Below are 22,619 nucleotides of genomic sequence, written 5' to 3' on the forward strand. Positions count from 1 at the left end.
TTATCTAGAAATATCTTGAGACGTCCAAGTATTTTCTTTATTACTGGACTCTTATTAGAGAGTAAAACTAAGCCTGAGATAGGGCTTAAATATTAATATACGAGGGGGATTTACGTGTATGGAGGTAACATTTACAGTAAGTAAGTGGGATGAAAAACCAATCGATGATAATAAAAAAGATTTCCCTATTAATATTGCTCATGTTGAATATGATATCGATGGGGAATTACAAGGAAAAGCTTTTGTTGAATACTTATTATATTATTTGGACTCAAATATAAATGATGGTCACTTGGCTACTGCTAAAATTTCTGGTTTTTTACACTTTGAAGGAATTTATAAGGGGCAACAAGGGACATTTACAGCTATAGAGCAAGGAATATTTGATAAAGGAAATTTAGATTCCCCAGGAACAATTATTAAAGCTACCGGTAACTTAGAAAACCTGAGAGGATCCTATAATTATCAGTTTACAGGTCAAACTAGTAAACTAATTTTAGAGTTTGAATTTCAGCAAAATACCTTATAATTTAGTGGAAAGGACATTTCTTGTAATACTAGGAATGTCCTTTTTGTTGACGAGTTTATCCATCACCTATTTTCTAATAGTTAAGAAAAGAACAGAGTATATTACATAACGTCTTATTATCAGTATTCAACGATACATCAAATTTTCGTTATGAGGGGAATTAAAACTCTAAGCCTGAGAGGCAGCGGGGGCCCACTTATTCATTACTTTTCCTACCAATCAAAGAATAATGCCTGAAAAGCTCCCCTGCATTACTTCTTTTCCAAGTTGATTCATACATATAAACATTTTAATTATCTTTGGACGTTTTTTCATCAGGTTCTAATTGTTCAATGGTTACGTCACAACGAATGGTTACTATTAATTGGTGACTTTCTATTAAATGAAAATCGCCTCTTATAGAGCGCAGTTTTACTTATGTTCATTCTTATGCAAATTCTGAAGCATATTCTTCGTATGTCTTTAATGTATTAAGCAATCGAGCTGATTCAATCATGATTTCGTTCGATGAATCAGTTACACAAATGACAATAAATCGATTATCATCTCTATCTCCAAACAACCCTTCTGATTCAAGTTCCATTAACACATTTAACGTTTCTTTCAACAGTGTATGTACTCGTATGTTAAAGTCATCTTCGACGATATTATGATATTTCTTAATAATTTTGTTCACTTCATCAAACATTCCAAAATCGTCCCATTCGCTCCACTCAACAGCTCCGTATCTATAATAATTGTATAAAGGGTCCGATTTATTAACTTTGATTAGTCTTTCTTTATTTGCCACTGGTCCAATGCTATTGACACAATCGTCTGTTAATATGGAGTACCCGTATATTGTGTCAACACCGCATCTTGTTAAAAGTTCGTTATAATGACAACGAATTGCATTTTTCAATTCAACATAAAAACTTTTTTGCAGCTGCATTTTCATCGTATTTCCTCCATTTTTTGTAGCGACCTGTTGTTACATATTTCAATCTTAACATTAAAATCAACATTAAACGTTTACTGAGCCAAAATAAGAAAAACCGAAACTAAAATCATTTCGGTTTTTCAAAACTATAGAAATCAATATTTACTTTAAAGAATGAACAAACAACCCACTACGCAGTTTCGGTTCAAACCACGTTGATTTCGGCGGCATGACTTCTCCGGCATCTGCGATTGCTAATAAATCTTCCATAGATGTCGGATATAATGCGAATGCTGCTTTGTATTCGCCGCTGTTCACAAGGCGTTCTAGTTCTTCTAGCCCCCGTATTCCGCCAACAAAATCAATGCGTGAATCAGAACGCGGATCATGTATTTCAAGTACTTGGCTTAATAAATGATCTTGCAGGATAGATACATCTAAACCTCTAACAAGATCATTCGCATCAAATGTTTCTTCTTTCACAGTAAGCTTATACCACTTCTCATTTACATACATACCAAATGTTTTTGGCTCATTTGGTTTATACGGAGAAACAGGTGCTTCTTCTACATAAAAGTACTGCGTAATTTGATTTAAAAACTGTTCCTCTGATAAGCCATTTAAATCTTTCACAACTCGGTTATAGTCCCAAATCGATAATTCATCATGAGGGAATAGAACCGATAAGAAGAAATTAAATTCCTCTTCTCCTGTGTAATTTGGATATTGTTCTCTTCGCATAAGTCCTACTTTTGCAGCTGATGCAGAACGGTGATGCCCATCTGCAATATAAAGATTAGAAATATCTTCAAATGCGTTTACTAAAGCCGTAATTACATCTCCATCTGCAATCTTCCACGCAACATGCTTAACACCGTCTTCTGCTGTAAATGTATAAATTGGCGCATGCTCTTCTTTCCAGCTTCTAATTAAATGCTTTACTTCATCTTTTGTACGGTACGTTAAAAAGATCGGACCTGTATTGGCGTCACACACATCTACGTGGCGAATACGATCTAGCTCTTTTTCATGACGTGTTCTTTCATGTTTTTTAATTGTATCATCTTCATACTCATCAATAGATGTACAAACAACAAGACCTGACTGCATTCTTCCTTGCATCGTCAGTTCATAAATATATAGCGCTGGCTCTTCATCTTGTATGAACACTTCTTCTCGTATAAATTGCTTTAAATTGTCACCCGCTTTTTCATACACGCGATCATCATACGGTGACAGTTCAGGATCTAAATCAATTTCTGCTTTATCAACATGCAAGAAAGAATATGGATTCCCTTTTACAACTTCCCTTGCCTCTTCACTATTTAATACGTCATACGGTAAAGCTGCCACTTGTGCCGCTTTTTCCTCTACTGGACGAATGGCCCGAAACGGTCGTATTTTTGCCACATTCCTCTCTCCTTTACACAATCATTCGAACGGCTACAACACCTGTAATTTTGCTTATATTTTCTACAATATTCTCTTTTATTATATCATCAATTCCGTTATCGATATCAATCATTGTGTATGCCCAAGAATGTTTACTACGATTAATCATATCGGCAATATTAATATGATGTTCCGCTAAGCATCCTGTAATTTGCCCTACCATATTCGGGACGTTTTGATGCATAATTGTAATTCGTTTCTTTCCGATATACGGCAATTCTACGTTTGGATAGTTTACTGAATTACGAATATTTCCTGTCTCTAAATATTCACGTAATTGACGTGCTGCCATTACTGCACAATTTTCTTCTGATTCAGACGTAGATGCGCCAAGGTGAGGCGTCGCTGTTACATTTTTCATCTTTATTACATTTTCATTTGGGAAGTCCGTTACGTAATGTGTAATAATATCTTCTTCTAATGCCTTTTGAAGAACCTTTTCATCTACAAGTTCTCCTCTAGAGAAATTAAATAGACGCATCCCTCTTTTCATCTTCTCTACAGCGTGTTCCCCAATAATCCCCTTCGTTTGATTCGTAAGAGGAATATGCAGTGTAATATAATCACACGTTGCAAAAATTTCATCAAGGCTAAATGCTCTTTGCACATGTGTAGAAAGACGCCAAGCTGTTTCAACTGAAATATAAGGATCATATCCGATAACATCCATCCCTAACGCTAACGCATCGTTCGCAACTAAAGCACCGATTGCGCCAAGTCCGATAACACCTAGACGTTTCCCTGCAATTTCTGATCCAACAAATTGTTTTTTTCCTGATTCAACAAGCTGTGGTACTTCTTCACCCTCTAAGTTTTTCGTCCAACTTACACCATTAATAATGTTACGTGAAGACATAATAAGACTGGCAATAATGAGTTCCTTTACAGCGTTTGCATTTGCCCCCGGCGTGTTAAATACTACAATTCCTTTTTCTGTACATCGCTCGACAGGAATATTATTTACACCAGCGCCAGCTCTTGCAATCGCCTTTAAGTCTTTTGAAAACTCTTCTTGATGTAAAGAGTAGCTACGAAGCAAAATTCCATCTGGATGATTGATTCTATCTCCTACTTCATAACGTTCTTCAGTAAAAACTTGCAAACCTTTTTCTGCAATTTGATTTAACGTTTGAACACGAAACATATCCCCATCTCCCTATCTATTCTCAAGCTCAAATTCCTTCATATAATTTACTAATTGCTGTACGCCTTGTACTGGCATCGCATTGTAAATACTAGCGCGCATACCACCGACTGATCGATGTCCTTTTAACGTAACAAGGCCGCGTTCCTTCGCTTTTTGTAAAAACTCATTGTTAAGTTCTTCTGACGGTGTTGTAAACGGAATGTTCATAAGTGATCGATACGCAGGATCAACTGGTGAAGTAAACAATTTAGATTCATCTAAAAAATGATAAATAAGTGAAGATTTCATTCTATTTTGTTCTTCAATCGCAGATACTCCGCCTTGCTCTTTCAACCACTCTAGTACAAGTTTTGTTACGTAAATACTAAAGGATGGCGGTGTATTATATAAGGAGTTATTTTTACTGTAAGTTTCATAATTTAACATTGTCGGACAAGAGCGATCTGCTCCCCCGATTAAATCTCTTTTTATAATCGCAATTGTTAAGCCCGCAGGTCCTAAATTCTTTTGCGCCCCCGCATATATAAGACCAAACTTCGAAACATCATATTGTTCTGACAAAATATTTGAAGACATATCCGCAACGAGCGGCACTCTTTCTACATGTGGAATTCCCACATATTTTGTCCCTTCAATTGTATTATTCGTTGTAATATGTACATAATCTAGTTTTTCATCGCTTAGTAAACCGTCCAGTTTAGGAATCGTAGTAAACTTCTCTTGCTCGGAAGAAGCAATCACTTGTACTTCCCCAACTTTTTCGGCTTCTTGCAGTGCCTTTTTAGACCATGAGCCAGTTAGTACGTATCCAGCTTTTTTATACGTATTCATTAAGTTCAGTGGTATCATAGAGAATTGTAATGACGCACCGCCTTGTAAAAATAAAACTTCATACTCATCAGGGATGCTCATTAATTCACGAAGTAAGTTACTCGCTTCCTCTATAATACTTTGAAAATAAGAAGATCGATGACTCATTTCCATAATAGACATGCCTGTCCCGTTATAATTTAATAGCTCCTTTTGCACTTTCTCTAAAACTGGCAAAGGGAGTATTGATGGTCCTGCTGAAAAATTATAGACTCTCTCCATTACCTTCATAACCTCCCTATTTTTTATTTGGATATTTTTAAACTTTCTGAATTATAACCTAAAATATAATATACGGTCAATTTGTTTTCTATTATTAGGGCGCAAGACGCGATGGAATCGCTTGCAAGTGCAGACTTTTTTATGGACATATAAAAAAGTGTTAAGTACATAATCGTACTTAACACTCTAATAATGAAAGAATAATAGCTAGTCGTTCGTAAAGAACCGATCAAAAATTTGATAAATAGCAGAAAGACCAATGAGCCAATAAATAGTGTCCACAAGCGCCGGCATAGAACCAAACCATTTCTCAACTACATTGTAATCTAACGCTACCAATAACCAATTCAAACCGCCAAGAATCACCAATATTACTGTAAGGTAAGACAAAAATTTCATTATGATTGCCCCCTAGGTGATAAGATGGTGAAAGGCCTTTCACTAGAAATATATGTAGTAAACTTTAAAACTTACCTATTTTATAAAAATTATTTTCGGTACCACCCGCTAATAACTGCCTCTGCTTCTTTACTATGTATTTGATACGCATGTGTACTATCATTAGAGCCAATAAACCAAATTGAAAAACCTTTAAAATATGGTTTCGGTTCTAATACATCTCGGTAAGCACGCCATCCATTTAATTGTACATCTTTCGAAAACACATTTGAAACATCTGGATTCCATGGATTTTGTAATCCAAGTTCACGTGCTGGAACGTTAAATCCACCGAAGTAAACTGGCTTTCCTGTTGCATTATGTAATTGTTCCAATTGCTGAACAACATTTTGCCCACGATTATATACTGTTGTCGCAAATAAACTTTGCTTCACTTCTTCATATGTTGGATTTCTTTTTCCTGAAACTTCAAACCAACTGTCTATGCTAACAATATCCACCTTTTTTAAATACGGGCGATTGATTTTCTCTTCAAACTTCGCTTCATAAGAAGGGTCCCAGCTTGCTGTTAACCACCAGTTCATTTGATACAAAACATTTCCTTTATACTGATTACGAACAAAATCAATTGTATCGCTCCAGTATCCTTCTGCATACTCCATATTCACGAAATTAGAAGCAATCTTTAGTCCATACACATTGTATTTACTTGTAATGGAATTAAAAATATCTTGCAGAATAACCGTCTTCCAATTCCAGAAGAAATCATTAATGTTACTTGGGTTCCATTCTGTCTCTCCAACATTCCCCTGCTGAATATACGGGAACGGTTCCACTATAACTTGAATATTACGCTTTAATAATTCTTGAATTAAAATAATAGCTTGTTGCTTTTGCGCTTGATTAATTACCATGTTAGTAGAAGTCACATTTGGGATATCTACTTGAATCGGTACATTTACTGTATTTAAATTTAAGCGCTCCACATCCGCTAATACTTTCGCTACATTTCCAACTTCCCATACTGTTACGTTTCCTGATTTGATTTTTCCAGATTGAACAGTATTTACATCTGCCTGTACATTTCCTTGAAAACAAAAAGAAAACAACATAATAAACACTCCTAAAAAACTTATTAAACTCTTATTTTTCTTCACAACTTTCCCCCTATAATTTTTGGCTTTCTTGATTATTTTATACAACGTTTCACATTTATTCCAGAAAAAAATGAAGTGCCGTTCAACTATATTCATATAAATCTTCTAAAAATAGTAGGAAAAATAAAAAAGGAGCAGATTTCCGCCCCTTTTTATCCTTTTACGATTGAAATTATTGAATCCCTTCTGGTAACTTAATTGAATCAAACTTTTCATATGAATCAATCTTTATACTCACAACTGCATCCAATTTTTCCTTATCTGTACTAGCTTTTTTATCTGAGTTACTTTCACTCACTTTTATAGTTGTTCGCATCTCTTCAAATTTATAATCTTTTGTTATTATATATTCAATGTTAAACGCATCCATATTAAATCCTTCCGTTAATTTTTTCATATCTCCATTGATTTTTTGTAACGTATCTACCGCTTCTTTTCCCTTTAATTCAAGTGTAAGTTTATATGTGTCTCCATCTTTCTTTGCCTTCATTTTCTTAGCCAAAGCTTCTGGTAAATCTAACTCATTAAGTAAATTTTTACTGACCATTACATCATTTACATTAAATTGATCATTAGGTATCGTAACTAACTCTCCTGTATTAGGGTTTTTCACTTGAGCAGCGACCTTTCCATCTACTTCATACGTTACAATATCTGTACCACTTATTTTCATTTCAGCTCTAGAATTCTTCAGTTTCGGCTCCATCTGTATTTTCATTTTAATTTCTTCTGATTGGCCGCTCCCCTTCATTGACATAAGAGATGTCAATGTAAGATATTCCTCTTGTTTTAATCCGTCAGCTGCTTTTTTAAAAATATCTTTCGCTACTAACTCTTTTTCTTTTTTTACAGATACTGTTTTAGGTCCACTTGTTTTTTCACTGCTACAACCAGTTGTTAAACCTACTATTAGCGCCAAACTAGATATTACAACCATTTTCTTCATACTGATTCTCTCCATTTCCCACTTAAAAATATTTTCATCCCATGTATAGTAAATCAACTGAAATAAATATATATACAATAATTATTTAACCTCTAAACGAAACCAGTTATTCAATCCGTATACTAACGTAACTAAAGCTCCTATCACACCAAAAACAACAATATTTATACCAATTGACGAACCGAATAAAACAACTATCATTGACACTATTAGTAATAGCATGGCAATACTATTTATCTTAATTTCTACTACATCGCCATCCTTTACTTTCTTTTCTTTACTTCCAAAAAAGAATTGTTTTACTTTAATATTCGCTTCATCTAATTCAAAAGGAAGCGTATATTCTTCGTTATTCTCAAGTTTCATTACTACTTCGTTATCTACCTTTACAGCAACTCTTGCTGCTCCGCCCATCATCCCTGTTGCCCTTATTACTTTAACGCTCATATTAAATCCCCCTATTCGATTTCACTGCAACTATTAAGAAATTTTCCTTGTTGTACACTACTTCATCCTCCGTTTAATAAACATAATATTCCAAAAGGTATTATAACAAGTCTCTGTATAATATTTTGTCAAAACTTGTCGCTTCTTTACAAAAAGGATATTTTATCCATTATCATAATAAAGAGACTCTTACAATCGTAAGAGTCTCTTGTATAAAGCAAAACTTTCATTAGCCGAAGGAGTATTACCTCATAAAGCTGGGCCATCTGCAAATAAGAACTTACTATCACTTCGGCTGCAAAGTTAATACCTTCCCCTCTATCCCCTCCGTATTCAATGTAGTCGTATGATACGTGCCATTTACCCAATCATCTATTTGATCATGATACCAATCGCTTCTAAAATGGCCCGACTGTCCTGGCCCTACGATATGATAACCGTTTGACATATCTTTCGTATCAATAATGAATCTCCAAGACGCCCCGTGATTTACAATGCCGTTTTCGCCGTAACTCGCTGCTTGCACGGTAACTTGGCTCCCACCAATTGGAACTGGCTTCTCACGATTAAAAGCGAGTAATGCTAACATACTCGATGATTTCGAAATGGGATGTGTAAAAGCGAGTTGATGGTAATCGCCCCACTTCCACTCTCCAACATCGGGTCCATATTCCTTCTGCAATTTCTTCATTACATTCTCGTACGATGTATGCACAACTTTTGTGAAACCTCCGTACTTCGTAAACCAAACGCTATTTTCTCCCGCTACTTCTTTTCGAATCATTTCATCAACAACTTGTGACTTCCCTTCAAATAACTCCAGTACATCTTTCGGTATTTCTTTTGAAAATAACGTATTTGAAATCTCTTTCATTAACAAATGGAATATTAATGGTGCCGCTTCATCTTTACTATCGTAAAAATTCCACTTTGTTAATTGGTCTACGCCTTCTTTCTCTACCTCATTTAAAGATGCTTTATTTAACTCTTTTAAAAATATAGGAGTAAACTCTTTCCCATATAAATTCTTTTGATCCATCTGTAACTCTTCTAAATCTTTCACCGTATACTTTTCCTTCTCTTGCAAAAATTCTTGAATACGCATTTGCCTATATGGCTGCGCCCACGTATTGCTAATATGATACGGATAATCATCATCAACAATTTTATTATTCGCAGTTGAAATAAACCCTTGTTTTGGATTAATTACTTTTGGAAGTTGATCAAACGGGATATACCCTTCCCATTCATATTCATCTGTCCATCCTGGAACAGGTAAGCTACCATCACCTTTTTTACGCACTGGTATATTTCCATTCGCTTTATAAGCAATTGTGCCGTCGTTTGATTCAAACACAAAGTTTTGGGTTGGTGTATGAAAATCTTGAAGAGCGGTTTCAAACTCATTCCAGTCTTTTGCTTTGTTCATATTTAATACAGCTTTTAACTCAGCTGACGGTTCTAAAGCTGTCCACTTTAAAGAGAATACTGTTTTCGTTTTCTCCTTCCCCTTATCCGCAAACTCTGAAATTACTGGTCCATGCCTCGTAATCGTAACGTTATAAGGAATTGTCTTCCCGCCTTTTACTTTAATAGACTCGTCTACAACGGTAGCTTTCTCCCATTTATCGTTATACAGAAATTCATTTTCATTATTAGGATTTCTCTTCTCAATATATAAATCTTGCACATCAGGCCCTGTATTCGTAACACCCCACGCTATTTTGTCATTGTGTCCTAATATAACACCTGGTACTCCAGCGAAAATAACGCCACTCACATTTAAACCTTTCATTTCAAGTCTCGTTTGATACCAAATAGAAGGCGTCGCAAGAGATAAATGAGGATCATCTGCTAAAATTGGCTTACCTGACGCACTCTTCTCACCGCTCACAACCCAGTTATTACTACCGTTAAACTCCGGCGGAATTATCGTTTTTGAAAAACTTTGTGCTACGTCCACATTTGTATTTTTCAGTTCAGCTAGCAATCTAGGAGCATCTTTCGGATATGCAGGAAATAGCTCATTCGCTTGCTCTTTCGGAAGATTTTTCAGCGCCCAATATCGAAATGCCTGTCCGTGCCAATGTCCTCCTAAGTCAAACGCCATATACTTCCCAATCGTTAAAGTATCAACAATTGACCACTCAGCAGGTTCATAACCTAATATAGTAAACTCAACTGGTAATTTCTTTTCCTTTTTCGCCTCACGTATAAAAGCGTTCACCCCACCAGCAAATGACTGCAGGGCATCTTTCGCTTCTCCATTATATTGACTAACTGAAGCTTCGGCCGCTCGCCGTAAACCGAGTGTTCGAAACAATTTATCTCGGTCAACAGCTGCTTCCCCAACAACTTCACTTAACATACCAGACGCTTGTCTTCTACTTAAGTCCATTTGAAACAAACGATCTTGCGCTTGCACATATCCTTGTGAAAAATATAAATCATGTGCAGTTTCCGATCTAATATGCGGTACACCTTTACTATCACGCTTCACCGTAACAGCCTGTTGTAAATCCTCTAGCTTTATCGTTCCATCTATCTTTGGCATAGATTTCAGCGTATATATGTTCAAAAAAATCGCAGCGGAAATAACTAACAAAAGAACGATACTACTAGCCCAAATAAAAATTCTTTTTCCCCTTTTTCGTTTCTTCTTTATAACGACTTCCATATAACCACCCCTTTCTCACACTATTCGCTTCTTTTTGAGAAAGAACCTTTTAAAGACATTGAAAAACCCCCTTCATTTTCCTACCAATGAAGGGGGTTTTTCTTATCGTTCGCTACGCCAACTTTCATTATGCCCAAGATTTGAATCTGTCGCTACTTGGACATTATATAACATTTCACTAAAGAAGCGTTTATCTACTTCTTTTGGTACAATGCGTCTTTCATCATCAATCTCATCGTATTCATATGAACCACGCTTCACTGTACCTGCTTTATAAAATTGAATGTCAAATACACATACATCTTCTTCATCTTCATAACCAATCGGAGCTCCGCTAAATGACAATTGCACGCCTAATCCGGTACGAGTATCTTCTTTGTAAAATGTATAATATACACCGCCATCTTGAACAGACCCACGGATCCATCCAAGCTTCGTCATCTTACCGAATAACGAACGACCATTTAGTAAAATACCGCCAAATCTCTCAATAGCACTCTCATCATTCTTTTCTACTACAAACACTGGACGCTCAATTTGTAGGAACGGCTGAACAATTCCCGCACTTTCTAATTGCTCTTTCCATAATTCCTTCTCCGCCCCAGACAATTCTAACGGATGAACGAAACCAATAACAGTGCCAGATGAAAGTTCATAACTCTTCCCGTCAATTGTACAGAACACGCCACCTTCTGCATAACGGAATGCCTTCAGCAACTTCCCTTCCTTATACTCACCCCAAATGAGTGAAATAGAAAATTGCTTCATAATTGGATTATCCATAAATACAGATTTCCATGCATTATGTGACCAATAACGCTTTAACGAAAGTGCCGCTTCTAATCGTTGTTTTTGCATTGAAAGAGTAGTTCGGAGTTCCTTCTTTAAAGAGGCTAATTCTTTTTTAGCCTCTTTAGCCTTTTCTACATCATCTTTTGCATTCGGCTTTGGAAGTGACTTCATACGTTTTCCTTCTTCTGTCTCTAATTCAATTTTTGACTCTGTAGTTAAAATGGCAGTAAAACTTCGATTCCCGAAATCAATTATCTTTTCACCCTGTATAGTAAAGCCGAGGTCCGGCACCAATTGATCTTCCAGCTCTTCCTCTGTTATACCACGTGTTTTCGCAGCAAGACTTAGCGCTTCTTTTGCTGCATTACGTACTTGCTTATGTTTATATTTAAATGCTATTGCATGAATAGACATAAGTGCAAGCTTAGATGAAGACAAACCTAAAGCACGAACGGCATCCGCTGCTATCTTTCCTCTCATTTGAAGCACCCATTCATCAATTTGCTTTATAAGTATGTCGACCATTTTGTCGTCACTATACATTCCGTATAACGAAAGAATTCCACGCTTCTTCACATCTGCGTCTTGAGAAATCCATATTTGATATATTGTTTGCACACATTCTTTTAAGTACTCTTCATTTAAAGCTCTACCAATTACTTCTGCCGTTTCTTTCTTCTCAATAACAGCATCTGAAATATACTGTTGTAAATAGGCTAACGGAATTGCAGCATCAGCAATTTCATCAGAGTCACGTAAACGGATTTGTGGCTCATCCCCAATCAATTGCAGAAGTGAATTTCTTGTTTGTTCAGTTAAAATACGTGCACATAGTTCTTCTATTTTTTCTTCCTCCGTTTGGAATAAAAATGAGAATTTTCCTGCGAAAGATTCATTTTTACTTTCTTGCAAAGCTTCCTGTACAATTTTCGTATATTTTTCAAGCTTATACTCTATTAGTATTTTCATCACATTTTCACGAACAATCTTCTTTTTATTATGAAGTTCAACTGCTACATCTGCTGCAGCTTCCACATCTTTTGAAAGCAGTTTAACTACAGACTCACGCATTTTTTTAGATGAATCTCCTAAGCTTTTAATTAAAATTGGACGCATTTTAATCATGTTATCCTTTGCTAACTCTTCTAAAATATATGCTTTGGCCACAGCAGAATACTCATCAAATCTTTCAATGATGTACGCTTGTTCTTTTACAATTACACAAACAAGCGCTTCCTTCGCCTTATTTCTCTCTTCACTGTAGCATGCAGCTTCTTCAACTGCATAAGCGATAAGCTTTTCCTTACTTAACCCATACGAAAGCAGATCTTCTAATACTTGTTTCGGTTCTACTCCTCTGACAGAACATTCGTAAAGAAGTTCGTATAAATTAACACTATCATCATCTCCAAACTGTAGTGTAAGTACAGCTTCCCTCTTCGCTACATCATCTATATCCCAAAGAAGCGCAACCTCTAACACCGGCATACCCCAATACATACTCCTATATTTCGGATTTTTAAGTATTTGCTTCATATCCTCAAGTGACAATTTCCCTTGTAAATAATCACGATATGTATCCCGCACTGTAGACAATTTTATTTGCAAAGCAGCAACAAAAAATTCTTCTCGCATTTTCCCTATATTTAGCTCATATCCTTTTTCAGCTAACGTTCGTGCGATGATGAGATAATTCATTTTACTTACATATTGCAAAGTATGTTGAATACATTCAGGATCTTCCTCCAACATAAAGCATAGCAATTCATATTCATACGTCTTACAAAAATCCTCACTATTTAAATCATGTTGTCTTAGACGATGCGCAAAAAATCTTTCCTTAGAAATCCAAAACTGTGTACAAAAACTTTGAATTTCTTCATATGTTTCTCTATTTACACTACCAGTTTTTTTGTAGTTTTGAGACTGACCGAGAGTGTGACACATATAACGTGTTGCATAGTTTATAAAACCCCAAACATTTTTCTTCGCCAATATTTCAATATATCGCCTCGCAACATTCGAATATTTATGAACACAAAATAATAGCCGCCAAATATGTTCCGGTAAATTCCCACCTATAAATACTTCACTATCATCTTCATCTTTTAAATACCGTTTAACTGCTTCAACCTTTTCCTTTTCCCCTAGCAGTTTTAATATAAATTCTGTATGTTCTTCTAACCTTTCATTCAATAAAGAACTATATGTACGAAACTTTTCATAATCTACATCAAACATTATGAGAAGTAATGTTAATTGTTGCTTAGTTGGTAAAGTATGTAATTGTCCCTCTATATAGTTCGGACTCTCTTTTGTTAACTCTCTAAGAAAAACATCTGCTTCATTTACATAACTTGAAATACTGGATAAATATTTACATGCGATTGCTACAAGTTTGTCCAAAGGAAGTGCACTTTTTTCTAAATAAATCTTCATTTTAGAAAAACTGACATGCGCAAAACGGACTACAAGAACATTTAATAATTGCTCCTCGAGTATATGGTAAAATAATCGAAAAAAATCCGGATCTTGTTTATGCACTTTCCTAAAATCGTTTATAAATCTCTCCGCAAAATCACTTCTTTTTTGATCACGAATTGTCGTTAGTTGAATATTTTTTAAAATCTCTTCTTCTTTTGTCTGTAAATATCGTTGTGATAATTGTTTCTGTTCTTCTTTCATATTAATATATTGAAACAACTCAGATGTACTAGTAGTCAAACTTTGTACCCCCCGCATCTTTTTATCTATTATAAAAATACCCTTATTTAATGGTAGTATAGCATAAAACCCACAAAAACGAACGTACATTCTGTATTAAATTAATGTAAATTAAAATACACTACTCAACATACATTTCCTTCTCTCTAAACTTCCCATTACAGACTTCTCCCCACTAAAATCCTTTAACTTTTTGCTACACCAATTCCTCAAAATCCCCTTCACATAAGCTAACGTTTTCTTATTATTTTCAAACGCAATTTTAAGTGCCTCTAACACTTTCTCTCCAGAAAGTCTTTGTATCCAATTCTTCAATTCCTTCACAATATATGGGGATAAACTACTAATATTTTGTTCATAAAACTTATAAACTTCACTATTTGGAACGTCCTCTTCTATGGTTTCCACCTCTATCTCTTCCGCTTCTTCTTTCTCTTCAATAACTACTTGTGAACTACTATTATCCTCTTCTTTTGGCATACCAAAATGCTGCAGTACTAATGGAATCTTGTATTCTTTTTCAAGGCATTTACGTAAAAATATATGTATGAACTCATTACTTTTTATAGTCTTTAACTCACGTAATACGCACTTCTCCACATTCGTATTTGAAATAGGGTTATAGTGTAACCAATTTATTATGAATACCTCTTTCGTTTCCGTATCATATAGAATCTTTCCATACTCAACAAACCTGTTTAGCAACTTCTCAACAGTCTCCATACTATAACCTGTTTCAAGCTCTGCCACACGCTTCGGTAATATGTAAATACCACATTGCTTCGTTTTCGTACCAGTTAACAAATATATGTAAAAATAACGCTCCTCTGGCGTTAAATCTAATATGAATTCATCTTGCCAAAAGTTCACCTGCACATTACGGTATACCGCCATATGTTTCCCTCCACTCTTTGCTAGTAAATAGGAAAATTTTAATCCTTCATTATAAAGATAGGAATGCAGGAATGGTTTTGGCATTCGAATTACAATTTTTTTACTACTACAACACCGGTTTCATTTTTTCGCGCTTGTTTTGTTCTTGTAGTTGTTTTTGTTTTTGCTTTTGTTTTTTCTTAGTGATTTATTACTTGGTAGGGGCTTATGAGGGGCTTGGAAGGGCATTCTACATTACAATCTATCACATACAATTGTTCTTCCTACTAAATAGGAGCTATTCCAAATTATTATTTTGGATAGCTCCTTTCAAATTCTTCTTATTTTTTACTTCTACCAATGTCAGCTTCTACATACAATTTCTTCTGCTATTTGCGGGCAGTAAAACTCTCATTTCAAAATTTGGTGAATAAACTGCTTGATGTAAGTGCGAGTGGCCCTCACTGATTAAAGTTTCCTTTTATTTTTGCATTGAATCTAACATCTTCACAATAAAGGCAGCCGCCTGACCACGAGTTGCTGTGCCTCGAGGATCAAACTCATTATTTCCAATACCATTAACTACCTTTAAGCTGTATAATCGTTGAACCGATTCTTTGTATGTTATTAAATGCTTATCTGTAAATGGTAATGCTACTAACTCACCTGTAATTCCTTTATATCGTAATGCTTTGTCAATCATAATAGATACTTCTTCACGAGTAATTGGTGAGTTAGGATCAAAAATCCCTTCACCACGACCATTAATAATTCCTGCACTTGCACAACGTTTAATACCGTCATGAAGTGATGGATGTGCCTCATTGATATCTACAAATGACTTATTTCCCTCTGGTAGTTTAAGAGCATTCGAGATTAATTTCGCAAACTCCGCTCTCGTTACATTTCGATATGGAGCAAATACACCATTGCCTTCGCCTTGCATAATACCTAGACTGTTTAATTTACGAATATGCCCTTCAAACCAGCCACCTGTAATATCATCTTTTGGTTTTTGTACTTCTTCCTTAGGCTTTTGTACTTCTTCCTTTGGTACATTGTAGTTAATTTTAATCCAACTTGGGTCATAGAAAATCCATTCTCCATTACCTACTTTATACCAACCATTTTTAACCGCTAATACTTTGTAACGATCTCCGTTTGAAGCTTTACGTACAACACGATGTTCAATGCCCGCATCACTACGTACATTGATGCCACTACCATTTACCACTAGTTCCATGCTAGGTTCAGCTGGATTATTTTCATTTGGATTAAATGAGTCATTTTTATCTTGTAAAGGCGTATCAATGTGCGCATTTATATTTGCATACCACTGAATTCCTTGTACGAAACCAGCCCAATTACCTCGTGAAATTAAAATATCAGGACATTTTTTCCCACTCCATTGTTGATGCGTGTATATATGATCTGCACCAATTCCTTCTTTGTTCATTAAATAACCTGCAAGTCGTTTTGCATTTTCTAACGCTTTATTGTAATCACCGTCTTGGTTAACCGCAATCTCGATACCGATAGACTCCCTGTTTCCTGAACCATCTCCATCTCCTGCATGCCAACCATTTTCGTTTGTTGGTAAGTGTTGATAAATTTGTTTATCATCTACAGTAAAATGCCATGAAGCTGTTCGGAAAGTGCCTTCAGTTGCTTGCTTGTATAAATATTTCGCATGATTTTCAGCATTAGCACCAGCGGCTGTATTTGCGGTCTCATGGATTGTAATGTAACGTGCTTTCATCGGATTCGCAGGACGAATATCAGGATTTCCTGCTGGAACAATCCACTCCACAAATGGAACTCCTGCAAGTGTTCCATATTTCTTCGTACTCTGTGCACTATATTGAATACCTCTTGGCTTTGCAACAGGTTTCATTTGACGATCAGATCCATCATTTCGACCATCTACAGATTCAAATGCCTTTTCAATGTTTGAAATAGCTTCCTTTTCTGCTACTTGTCCCTTCTTAGCATCTTGCATTTTGTTTAATTCTTCTGTTTCATCATGTTTATGCTTATATTCTTCTAAAAGCATTTTTTCATTTTCAGATACTTCTGCTTCGTTAATTTGTACATGATCAGGAACTTCCAACTTGAAATTAGAATAATTTAATCCGCTCGTTCCGTGTTCTCCTTGGGCAATATTAAGTTGATCAGTTTGAGATTTGTTGATCTCTTCTGCTGATGCTGATAAAGGTACGCTCCCTAAAATCACTAGACTTGTTGATAGTGCGATTACTTGTTGTTTGATTGTCTTATTCATTATTATAATAAATACATACACATTCCCGCCGTGTATGTATCTCAACCTCCCTTTATTGTCACATTAATTTTTTAAAATATGAATCTACTATGTACTTTTAATGTATTTTCTTTTTATTCGTATATTTAAATTACCTTATTTTATACCCATTAAGAAAATATTTATATGTCATCCCTACAGATGAATTTCATCTAACATACTTTTTATAAAATTCATCAACAAACATTATTTTACAACTAATTACAAATACCGTCAAAATAATCAATTTAGACTTAGACAAATAACTGGCATACAATTTCATAATAAGAGATCCTATACTATCGAAATACATCTATTACAAATTCCCTTTAACGTTTTCAACAATCTCATTTATCGTATTCCGATCAAACTTATCACTAATTTCATATGACTCACGATCTCCTACGAATTGCACGCCTACGATATCATTGCGATCCTTACCGTATTGCACTTCAATAATAGATCCTCGCTCTATTTGTTTCCAAATGAGACCTGCTTCATCTTTATTATCTAAAATAATGCAGTCTTCAATATTTTCATCAATCCCAATTAATTTATTATCATCCATATATCCAATCTCGTATTGTTGCCGTTCTTTCGCTTTGCCACTTACTAATATACCTTTGCTACCATATGAGTAATCCATATAGTCCTTTTTCTCCGTTTGTACCGCTTTCGGCTTTTGTGCTTCAGTTTTTTCAGCAGCCCCACAACCTGTAATAAGACTGATTGGGATAACCACTATTAATACTAATCTAGTAAATTTTTTTATCATTTGTAACCAACCTCATATATTTAATGCAAAACTCCATTTATTACTCTATTAAAGAATAACATGATACTAATTAAACAGAACGAAAGATAACATATTATTTACATACCCACTCTTTAATGAAGGACCAGGCCATTTAAACCTAGTCCTCCATAACTTTAACTTTGCTTCACATACCTAATTGTATGAAATGACGTCTCATTAAATAATTGCAAGTTTTCCCCATCATAATCTTGAACTTTATATGCTATTTTCTTTTTTTGAATTGTATCTTCTACACCGTCTACTAAACGTTTATTGAGATGTAAATAGATTGTAAAAGCTTCCTTATCATATTCCCAAGTGCCTTCAATATAATTCTTTTTATTTGGATACTCACCTTTACCATACGTTTCAAATGTCTTATCACCTTTTAGAATAAGTGACATAATGAAACCGTCTGTTCCTTTGAATCCCCAATTACCGATTAATTCCGTACCATCTTTCACATTCTTCATAACGTTATCCGTATTAATTCCAGCTTTCTTATCTAACTCTTTCAAATCTTTCACAGATACTGTACCGTCACCGATTTTAATATCCCCTTCAAGATCTTTGAATGCCTTAAGCCAGTAAATATCTCCTTCTTTCACTAACTTTTCGGATTTCTCCATTAACTCTTTATCAGTCTTATCGCCTTTTTCTCTTTTTTCTTTTCGGGTGAATACTTCATTTATTAAAGAAAAAGACTCTCTAAAATAACCAATTGCTTTTTCAAAATCCTTTTGTTGATTTACATACTCTGTAGGGGGATCTATCGACTCAAATTTATCTAACACTTTATTTAATTCTTTCACACTATCTACTATATCTGATTTCTTTTTCTTACCGTCAAAAACCTCTCTTGTAATATTGTTATGCTCCGCAAACAACTTATCAAACTCTACCCCTAATTTATACACTTTATTAGGATAGTCTTCCTTTGAAACTTTTTCTTTCTTACTATTAGACTTCGATTCTTTTACTTTAGACTCTTCCGTTTTCTCCTGTTTAGAAGTGTTCGTTTTCTCAGAAACTCCACAACCAAATAACAACATGACCGGAACTGCTACCCCTAGTAGTTTCTTTGCATTCATGACTGATTTCTCCTTCTACTTGAATAGATTACTCTTGCTATACCCATCCTCTTTTTTTATCTTGTAATTAAAGTTACAATCGCAATAATTCCTAGAATCGGTCCCCAATATTCCATTTTTATAAAAAATAATGAGTGCTTTTTGTTAAACATAACTTTTTCACCAGTTTCGGCATCTATATAAACTTTCCCATCTGGCTTATTAATATATTTACCTAAATACCAAGACATAACCCCTGATATAATAAACATTACCGCCATTGGCCAACTATGGTCTTGAAAATATGTAGCGTCCCCCGTTATAGATCCAAAGATAGCCTTACCCAAAAGAGTATTAATAATTACAATAATTGCGACCAAAAAACCCCAACCAGACCAAATAATCATCTATTTCTCCTCCTAAAGCGTACAACTTTGTACTTTATGTTAATTTGAACTGCAAACGAAAATGTTTAAAAAACCGAATATTCAGACGTTGATAATTATATTTAGCTTACATTCGATTCTAACTTTAATGTCCTAAATGCAAATGAACCAGATATAATTTGTAAAATTGTCGGAATAAGTAAAAAGAATAATGACATAAACAACATAACTATAGGAATCACAATCATACAAACTCCATAAACTTTATTATTAACCTTGTTTACTAAACACGATAAAATGAACAATCCTATTTGAACCGTTAAAATAATAGAGTAATAAGCTAAAAGTTCGTAATCAACACCTTCCATAATATTAAACGCTACAACTATTAATATTATGGAAATAATAATTCCCAAAATGCCACCAATTAAACCTAATACAAATTCAGGTGTTCTTTTCAATTCAATCCCCCTTTTTTGAAAAACTAACAACTTGTATATTTTTCCCATTCACCATCATACCAAATATTTATTGGAAAAACTATACAAATCATTTTTATTCTACTGTACTTTACTTCTAACTATAGATAACTTGTAGCAGTTACAAAATTAAAACCTTCACAATTACTTACTGAATTGTCATATTGAAAATTATAAATTAAAACGATAGAATTATAGGATTTATTTAATTTAACTACTTCCTTAATTCGAGAAAGTATTTTATCATCATATGAACATCCCGTTAATAACATAGAAATGTCATCACTCGCTTCTTCTAACACTTCCTTTTCAATAAAATCTTCATCTACATCAATCATATCAATATTAAAATCAACAAAAAATCTTGCTGGTATAGAGTCTCCTTCTTCATCATACGTAACATCTATATATGTATCCAACTGATCTTGCGTTTGCATATTACCGAACCATATTGAAACCATTCCGTGTACTTCCATTAATAGCGTCCTCCATTATGAATATATATTCTCATTCAACTTACGCTTTAAAATTCATGATTTTTATAAAAGCCATTTCTTCTTTCCTTTCAGTCAAATAGGATTATTCGGAAATTCATTATCATACTTATTAATTAGCGCTTTATCATTTTCATTAATTGGTACTTCACCTAAGTATTTACGTTTCCAAATAATCATTTGATCACTAAAACTATATTCTGTTTCGAGCCAATTGGTATAATCGAAATGCATGTTAAATTCCCCACTATGTTCCAGAGACATTGTAAAAGAGTACCAAAGCTCTTGCTGATTATCTTTAAAAACATCTCTTAATTCCTTACTCAATTTATATAAAGAATCTTCTTTCCTTTCAAACTCCTCTTCATTAACTTCGTATTTAAAAGGAATTTCTACACTATACTTATAATTTTGTTTATTTCTGAAGTTGTTATAGAAAAAGTAAGTTCCCCCTCCAGCTTCTGATATTTGTGCATAAAAATAAAATTTCTCCCATTCTTCTGGAATCATGGCATGAACCGTTTCCGCTATCTCTCTATATAATCGATTCAATTTTATTTCCAATTGAATACCCCCTATTTGATGTTCATCATTCACTTTTTCTATATTATACCACCCTTTTAATTAGCTCTTTATTTCATCTAAAATTCAAACCAAGTTTCGATACCTTTAGAAAGTAGACATACCTCTTAAATACAATTAGTATTAAAATAAGAAATATGAAAGACTTAAAAAGGCTTTCACATGAAGAAAGGAAGTTGCACAACTATGGATCTTAAAACAGTTATGCAAGAACTTGAAGCTCTAGGTAAGGAACGAACGAAAAAAATATACATATCTAACGGTGCGCACGAACCGGTTTTCGGAGTAGCTACAGGTGCTATGAAACCAATCGCTAAAAAAATAAAATTAAATCAAGAGTTAGCTGAAGAACTTTATGCCACAGGTAACTACGATGCTATGTACTTTGCAGGTATTATTGCCGATCCAAAAGCTATGAGTGAGTCTGATTTTGATCGCTGGATAGACGGGGCATATTTTTATATGCTATCTGATTATGTAGTGGCAGTAACTTTATCGGAGTCAAATATTGCGCAAGATGTTGCTGATAAATGGATTGCAAGTGGGGACGAGCTTAAAATGTCTGCCGGCTGGAGTTGCTACTGTTGGCTATTAGGAAATCGCAAAGACAATGAGTTTTCCGAAAGTAAAATTTCCGATATGCTTGAAATGGTGAAAGATACAATTCATCATTCTCCAGAACGAACAAAATCCGCTATGAATAATTTCCTAAACACTGTGGCAATCTCATATGTACCACTACATGAAAAAGCAGTCGAGATTGCAAAAGAAGTTGGTATAGTTGAAGTCAAACGTGATAATAAAAAAAGCAGTTTGTTAAATGCTTCTGAAAGTATTCAGAAAGAACTTGATAGAGGAAGACTTGGTTTCAAGCGTAAGTATGTAAGGTGTTAAAAGTATGAAGGTGTCAATCTAGGAGAGATTGACACCTTTTTAGTGGACATTACTAGACTAACGGAGCTGCAAGTTAAAGGGAACCAATCATTCATCTCCCACTATACATCTCAAACTTCTTCTTTCAATTTATATACCCTATCTCTTTTCTCATCATCTTTGATAAAAATAAGTTTTCCTTCTGTAACAAAACCTTCTAATAGTAAACATACTTGTCCATATGCTTTAGGCTTATTCGTAGTGAATCTTTCATCGGGTATTTTACCAGATCGTATTAATCGTTCACATAGCTCAAGCGCACTTATTTCTTCAGAATCAATTAATTCTAAAATATCTTTTTGTAATGGTGATAAAGGGGCTGGTACCTTACATACCTCAGCTACCTCCACCTTTTCTTTTTCTTCTTCAAATAAATCTTCAAATGAAATTTGATTCATTACATCTGTTCCTTTCTAACGATTGATT

21 protein-coding genes are annotated in these 22,619 nt (G+C 34.6%); 2 read left to right on the forward strand and 19 right to left on the reverse strand.

Annotated features, from left to right (window positions below):
- Positions 1-118: 118 nt before the first annotated feature.
- On the forward strand, positions 119-529 hold the full coding sequence (locus tag MR168_RS21025) for a DUF3224 domain-containing protein (protein WP_000454094.1): 411 nt from the start codon (positions 119-121) through the stop codon (positions 527-529).
- Between the two features lie 427 nt (positions 530-956).
- On the opposite strand, the gene MR168_RS21030 is transcribed toward MR168_RS21025, so the two are convergent.
- From MR168_RS21030 to MR168_RS21115, 18 genes are all read right to left on the reverse strand, one after another.
- Positions 957-1,466, reverse strand: a complete 510-nt coding sequence (locus MR168_RS21030) for a DUF4303 domain-containing protein (RefSeq protein WP_000783832.1) — start codon at positions 1,464-1,466, stop codon at positions 957-959.
- A 144-nt stretch (positions 1,467-1,610) separates the two neighbouring features.
- Complete coding sequence (locus MR168_RS21035; RefSeq protein ID WP_086411563.1) at positions 1,611-2,858, reverse strand: DUF1015 domain-containing protein; 1,248 nt, start codon at positions 2,856-2,858, stop codon at positions 1,611-1,613.
- Positions 2,859-2,871: 13 nt separating this feature from the next.
- Positions 2,872-4,044 (reverse strand): 3-phosphoglycerate dehydrogenase family protein, encoded by a 1,173-nt coding sequence (locus tag MR168_RS21040; RefSeq protein WP_000490228.1) that lies wholly within the window; start codon positions 4,042-4,044, stop codon positions 2,872-2,874.
- Between the two features lie 12 nt (positions 4,045-4,056).
- Positions 4,057-5,139 carry a 3-phosphoserine/phosphohydroxythreonine transaminase gene (gene serC / locus MR168_RS21045; RefSeq protein WP_044307393.1) on the reverse strand — a complete coding sequence of 361 codons (1,083 nt, stop codon included), beginning with the start codon at positions 5,137-5,139 and terminating at the stop codon, positions 4,057-4,059.
- Positions 5,140-5,346: 207 nt separating this feature from the next.
- Positions 5,347-5,538, reverse strand: coding sequence for a DUF378 domain-containing protein (locus MR168_RS21050; RefSeq protein WP_000670805.1), 192 nt, complete (start codon positions 5,536-5,538; stop codon positions 5,347-5,349).
- Between the two features lie 89 nt (positions 5,539-5,627).
- Entirely contained in the window at positions 5,628-6,695 is a 1,068-nt protein-coding gene (locus MR168_RS21055; RefSeq protein ID WP_000739762.1) for a glycoside hydrolase family 113, read from the reverse strand.
- 172 nt (positions 6,696-6,867) lie between these two features.
- Positions 6,868-7,641, reverse strand: a complete 774-nt coding sequence (locus MR168_RS21060) for a DUF6612 family protein (RefSeq protein ID WP_242291472.1) — start codon at positions 7,639-7,641, stop codon at positions 6,868-6,870.
- Positions 7,642-7,722: 81 nt separating this feature from the next.
- Positions 7,723-8,088 carry a hypothetical protein gene (locus MR168_RS21065; protein ID WP_000114230.1) on the reverse strand — a complete coding sequence of 122 codons (366 nt, stop codon included), beginning with the start codon at positions 8,086-8,088 and terminating at the stop codon, positions 7,723-7,725.
- Positions 8,089-8,374: 286 nt separating this feature from the next.
- The gene (locus MR168_RS21070) at positions 8,375-10,765 is read right to left on the reverse strand and encodes a penicillin acylase family protein (RefSeq protein ID WP_086411561.1); all 2,391 of its coding nucleotides are present in this window, start codon (positions 10,763-10,765) and stop codon (positions 8,375-8,377) included.
- Between the two features lie 102 nt (positions 10,766-10,867).
- Positions 10,868-14,281, reverse strand: coding sequence for a DUF4132 domain-containing protein (locus MR168_RS21075; protein ID WP_086411560.1), 3,414 nt, complete (start codon positions 14,279-14,281; stop codon positions 10,868-10,870).
- Positions 14,282-14,392: 111 nt separating this feature from the next.
- A complete protein-coding gene (locus MR168_RS21080) occupies positions 14,393-15,175 on the reverse strand; it encodes a DnaD domain-containing protein (protein ID WP_086411559.1) in 783 nt (260 codons plus the stop codon).
- A gap of 460 nt (positions 15,176-15,635) precedes the next feature.
- Positions 15,636-17,435, reverse strand: coding sequence for an S-layer homology domain-containing protein (locus tag MR168_RS21085; protein ID WP_103597421.1), 1,800 nt, complete (start codon positions 17,433-17,435; stop codon positions 15,636-15,638).
- Positions 17,436-17,769: 334 nt separating this feature from the next.
- A complete protein-coding gene (locus MR168_RS21090) occupies positions 17,770-18,228 on the reverse strand; it encodes a hypothetical protein (protein ID WP_000591634.1) in 459 nt (152 codons plus the stop codon).
- A gap of 155 nt (positions 18,229-18,383) precedes the next feature.
- Positions 18,384-19,340: a DUF3994 domain-containing protein gene (locus MR168_RS21095; protein ID WP_078384798.1), complete on the reverse strand. Its 957-nt coding sequence runs from the start codon at positions 19,338-19,340 to the stop codon at positions 18,384-18,386.
- A 56-nt stretch (positions 19,341-19,396) separates the two neighbouring features.
- Positions 19,397-19,726: a hypothetical protein gene (locus MR168_RS21100; protein WP_086411558.1), complete on the reverse strand. Its 330-nt coding sequence runs from the start codon at positions 19,724-19,726 to the stop codon at positions 19,397-19,399.
- Positions 19,727-19,827: 101 nt separating this feature from the next.
- The gene (locus MR168_RS21105; protein WP_000831724.1) at positions 19,828-20,166 is read right to left on the reverse strand and encodes a DUF4064 domain-containing protein; all 339 of its coding nucleotides are present in this window, start codon (positions 20,164-20,166) and stop codon (positions 19,828-19,830) included.
- 119 nt (positions 20,167-20,285) lie between these two features.
- Positions 20,286-20,660 carry an immunity 22 family protein gene (locus tag MR168_RS21110; RefSeq protein ID WP_000451794.1) on the reverse strand — a complete coding sequence of 125 codons (375 nt, stop codon included), beginning with the start codon at positions 20,658-20,660 and terminating at the stop codon, positions 20,286-20,288.
- 93 nt (positions 20,661-20,753) lie between these two features.
- The gene (locus tag MR168_RS21115; RefSeq protein WP_000403544.1) at positions 20,754-21,242 is read right to left on the reverse strand and encodes an antitoxin YezG family protein; all 489 of its coding nucleotides are present in this window, start codon (positions 21,240-21,242) and stop codon (positions 20,754-20,756) included.
- Positions 21,243-21,446: 204 nt separating this feature from the next.
- On the opposite strand from MR168_RS21115, the gene MR168_RS21120 reads away from it, so the two are divergent.
- Positions 21,447-22,154 carry a DNA alkylation repair protein gene (locus MR168_RS21120; protein ID WP_048538243.1) on the forward strand — a complete coding sequence of 236 codons (708 nt, stop codon included), beginning with the start codon at positions 21,447-21,449 and terminating at the stop codon, positions 22,152-22,154.
- A gap of 110 nt (positions 22,155-22,264) precedes the next feature.
- On the opposite strand, the gene MR168_RS21125 is transcribed toward MR168_RS21120, so the two are convergent.
- Positions 22,265-22,591 (reverse strand): DUF3895 domain-containing protein, encoded by a 327-nt coding sequence (locus tag MR168_RS21125; RefSeq protein ID WP_001071909.1) that lies wholly within the window; start codon positions 22,589-22,591, stop codon positions 22,265-22,267.
- Positions 22,592-22,619: the final 28 nt, after the last annotated feature.

Origin of the sequence: Bacillus cereus group sp. BfR-BA-01356, from assembly GCF_022663635.1 — a bacterium.
Taxonomy (GTDB): domain Bacteria; phylum Bacillota; class Bacilli; order Bacillales; family Bacillaceae_G; genus Bacillus_A; species Bacillus_A cereus.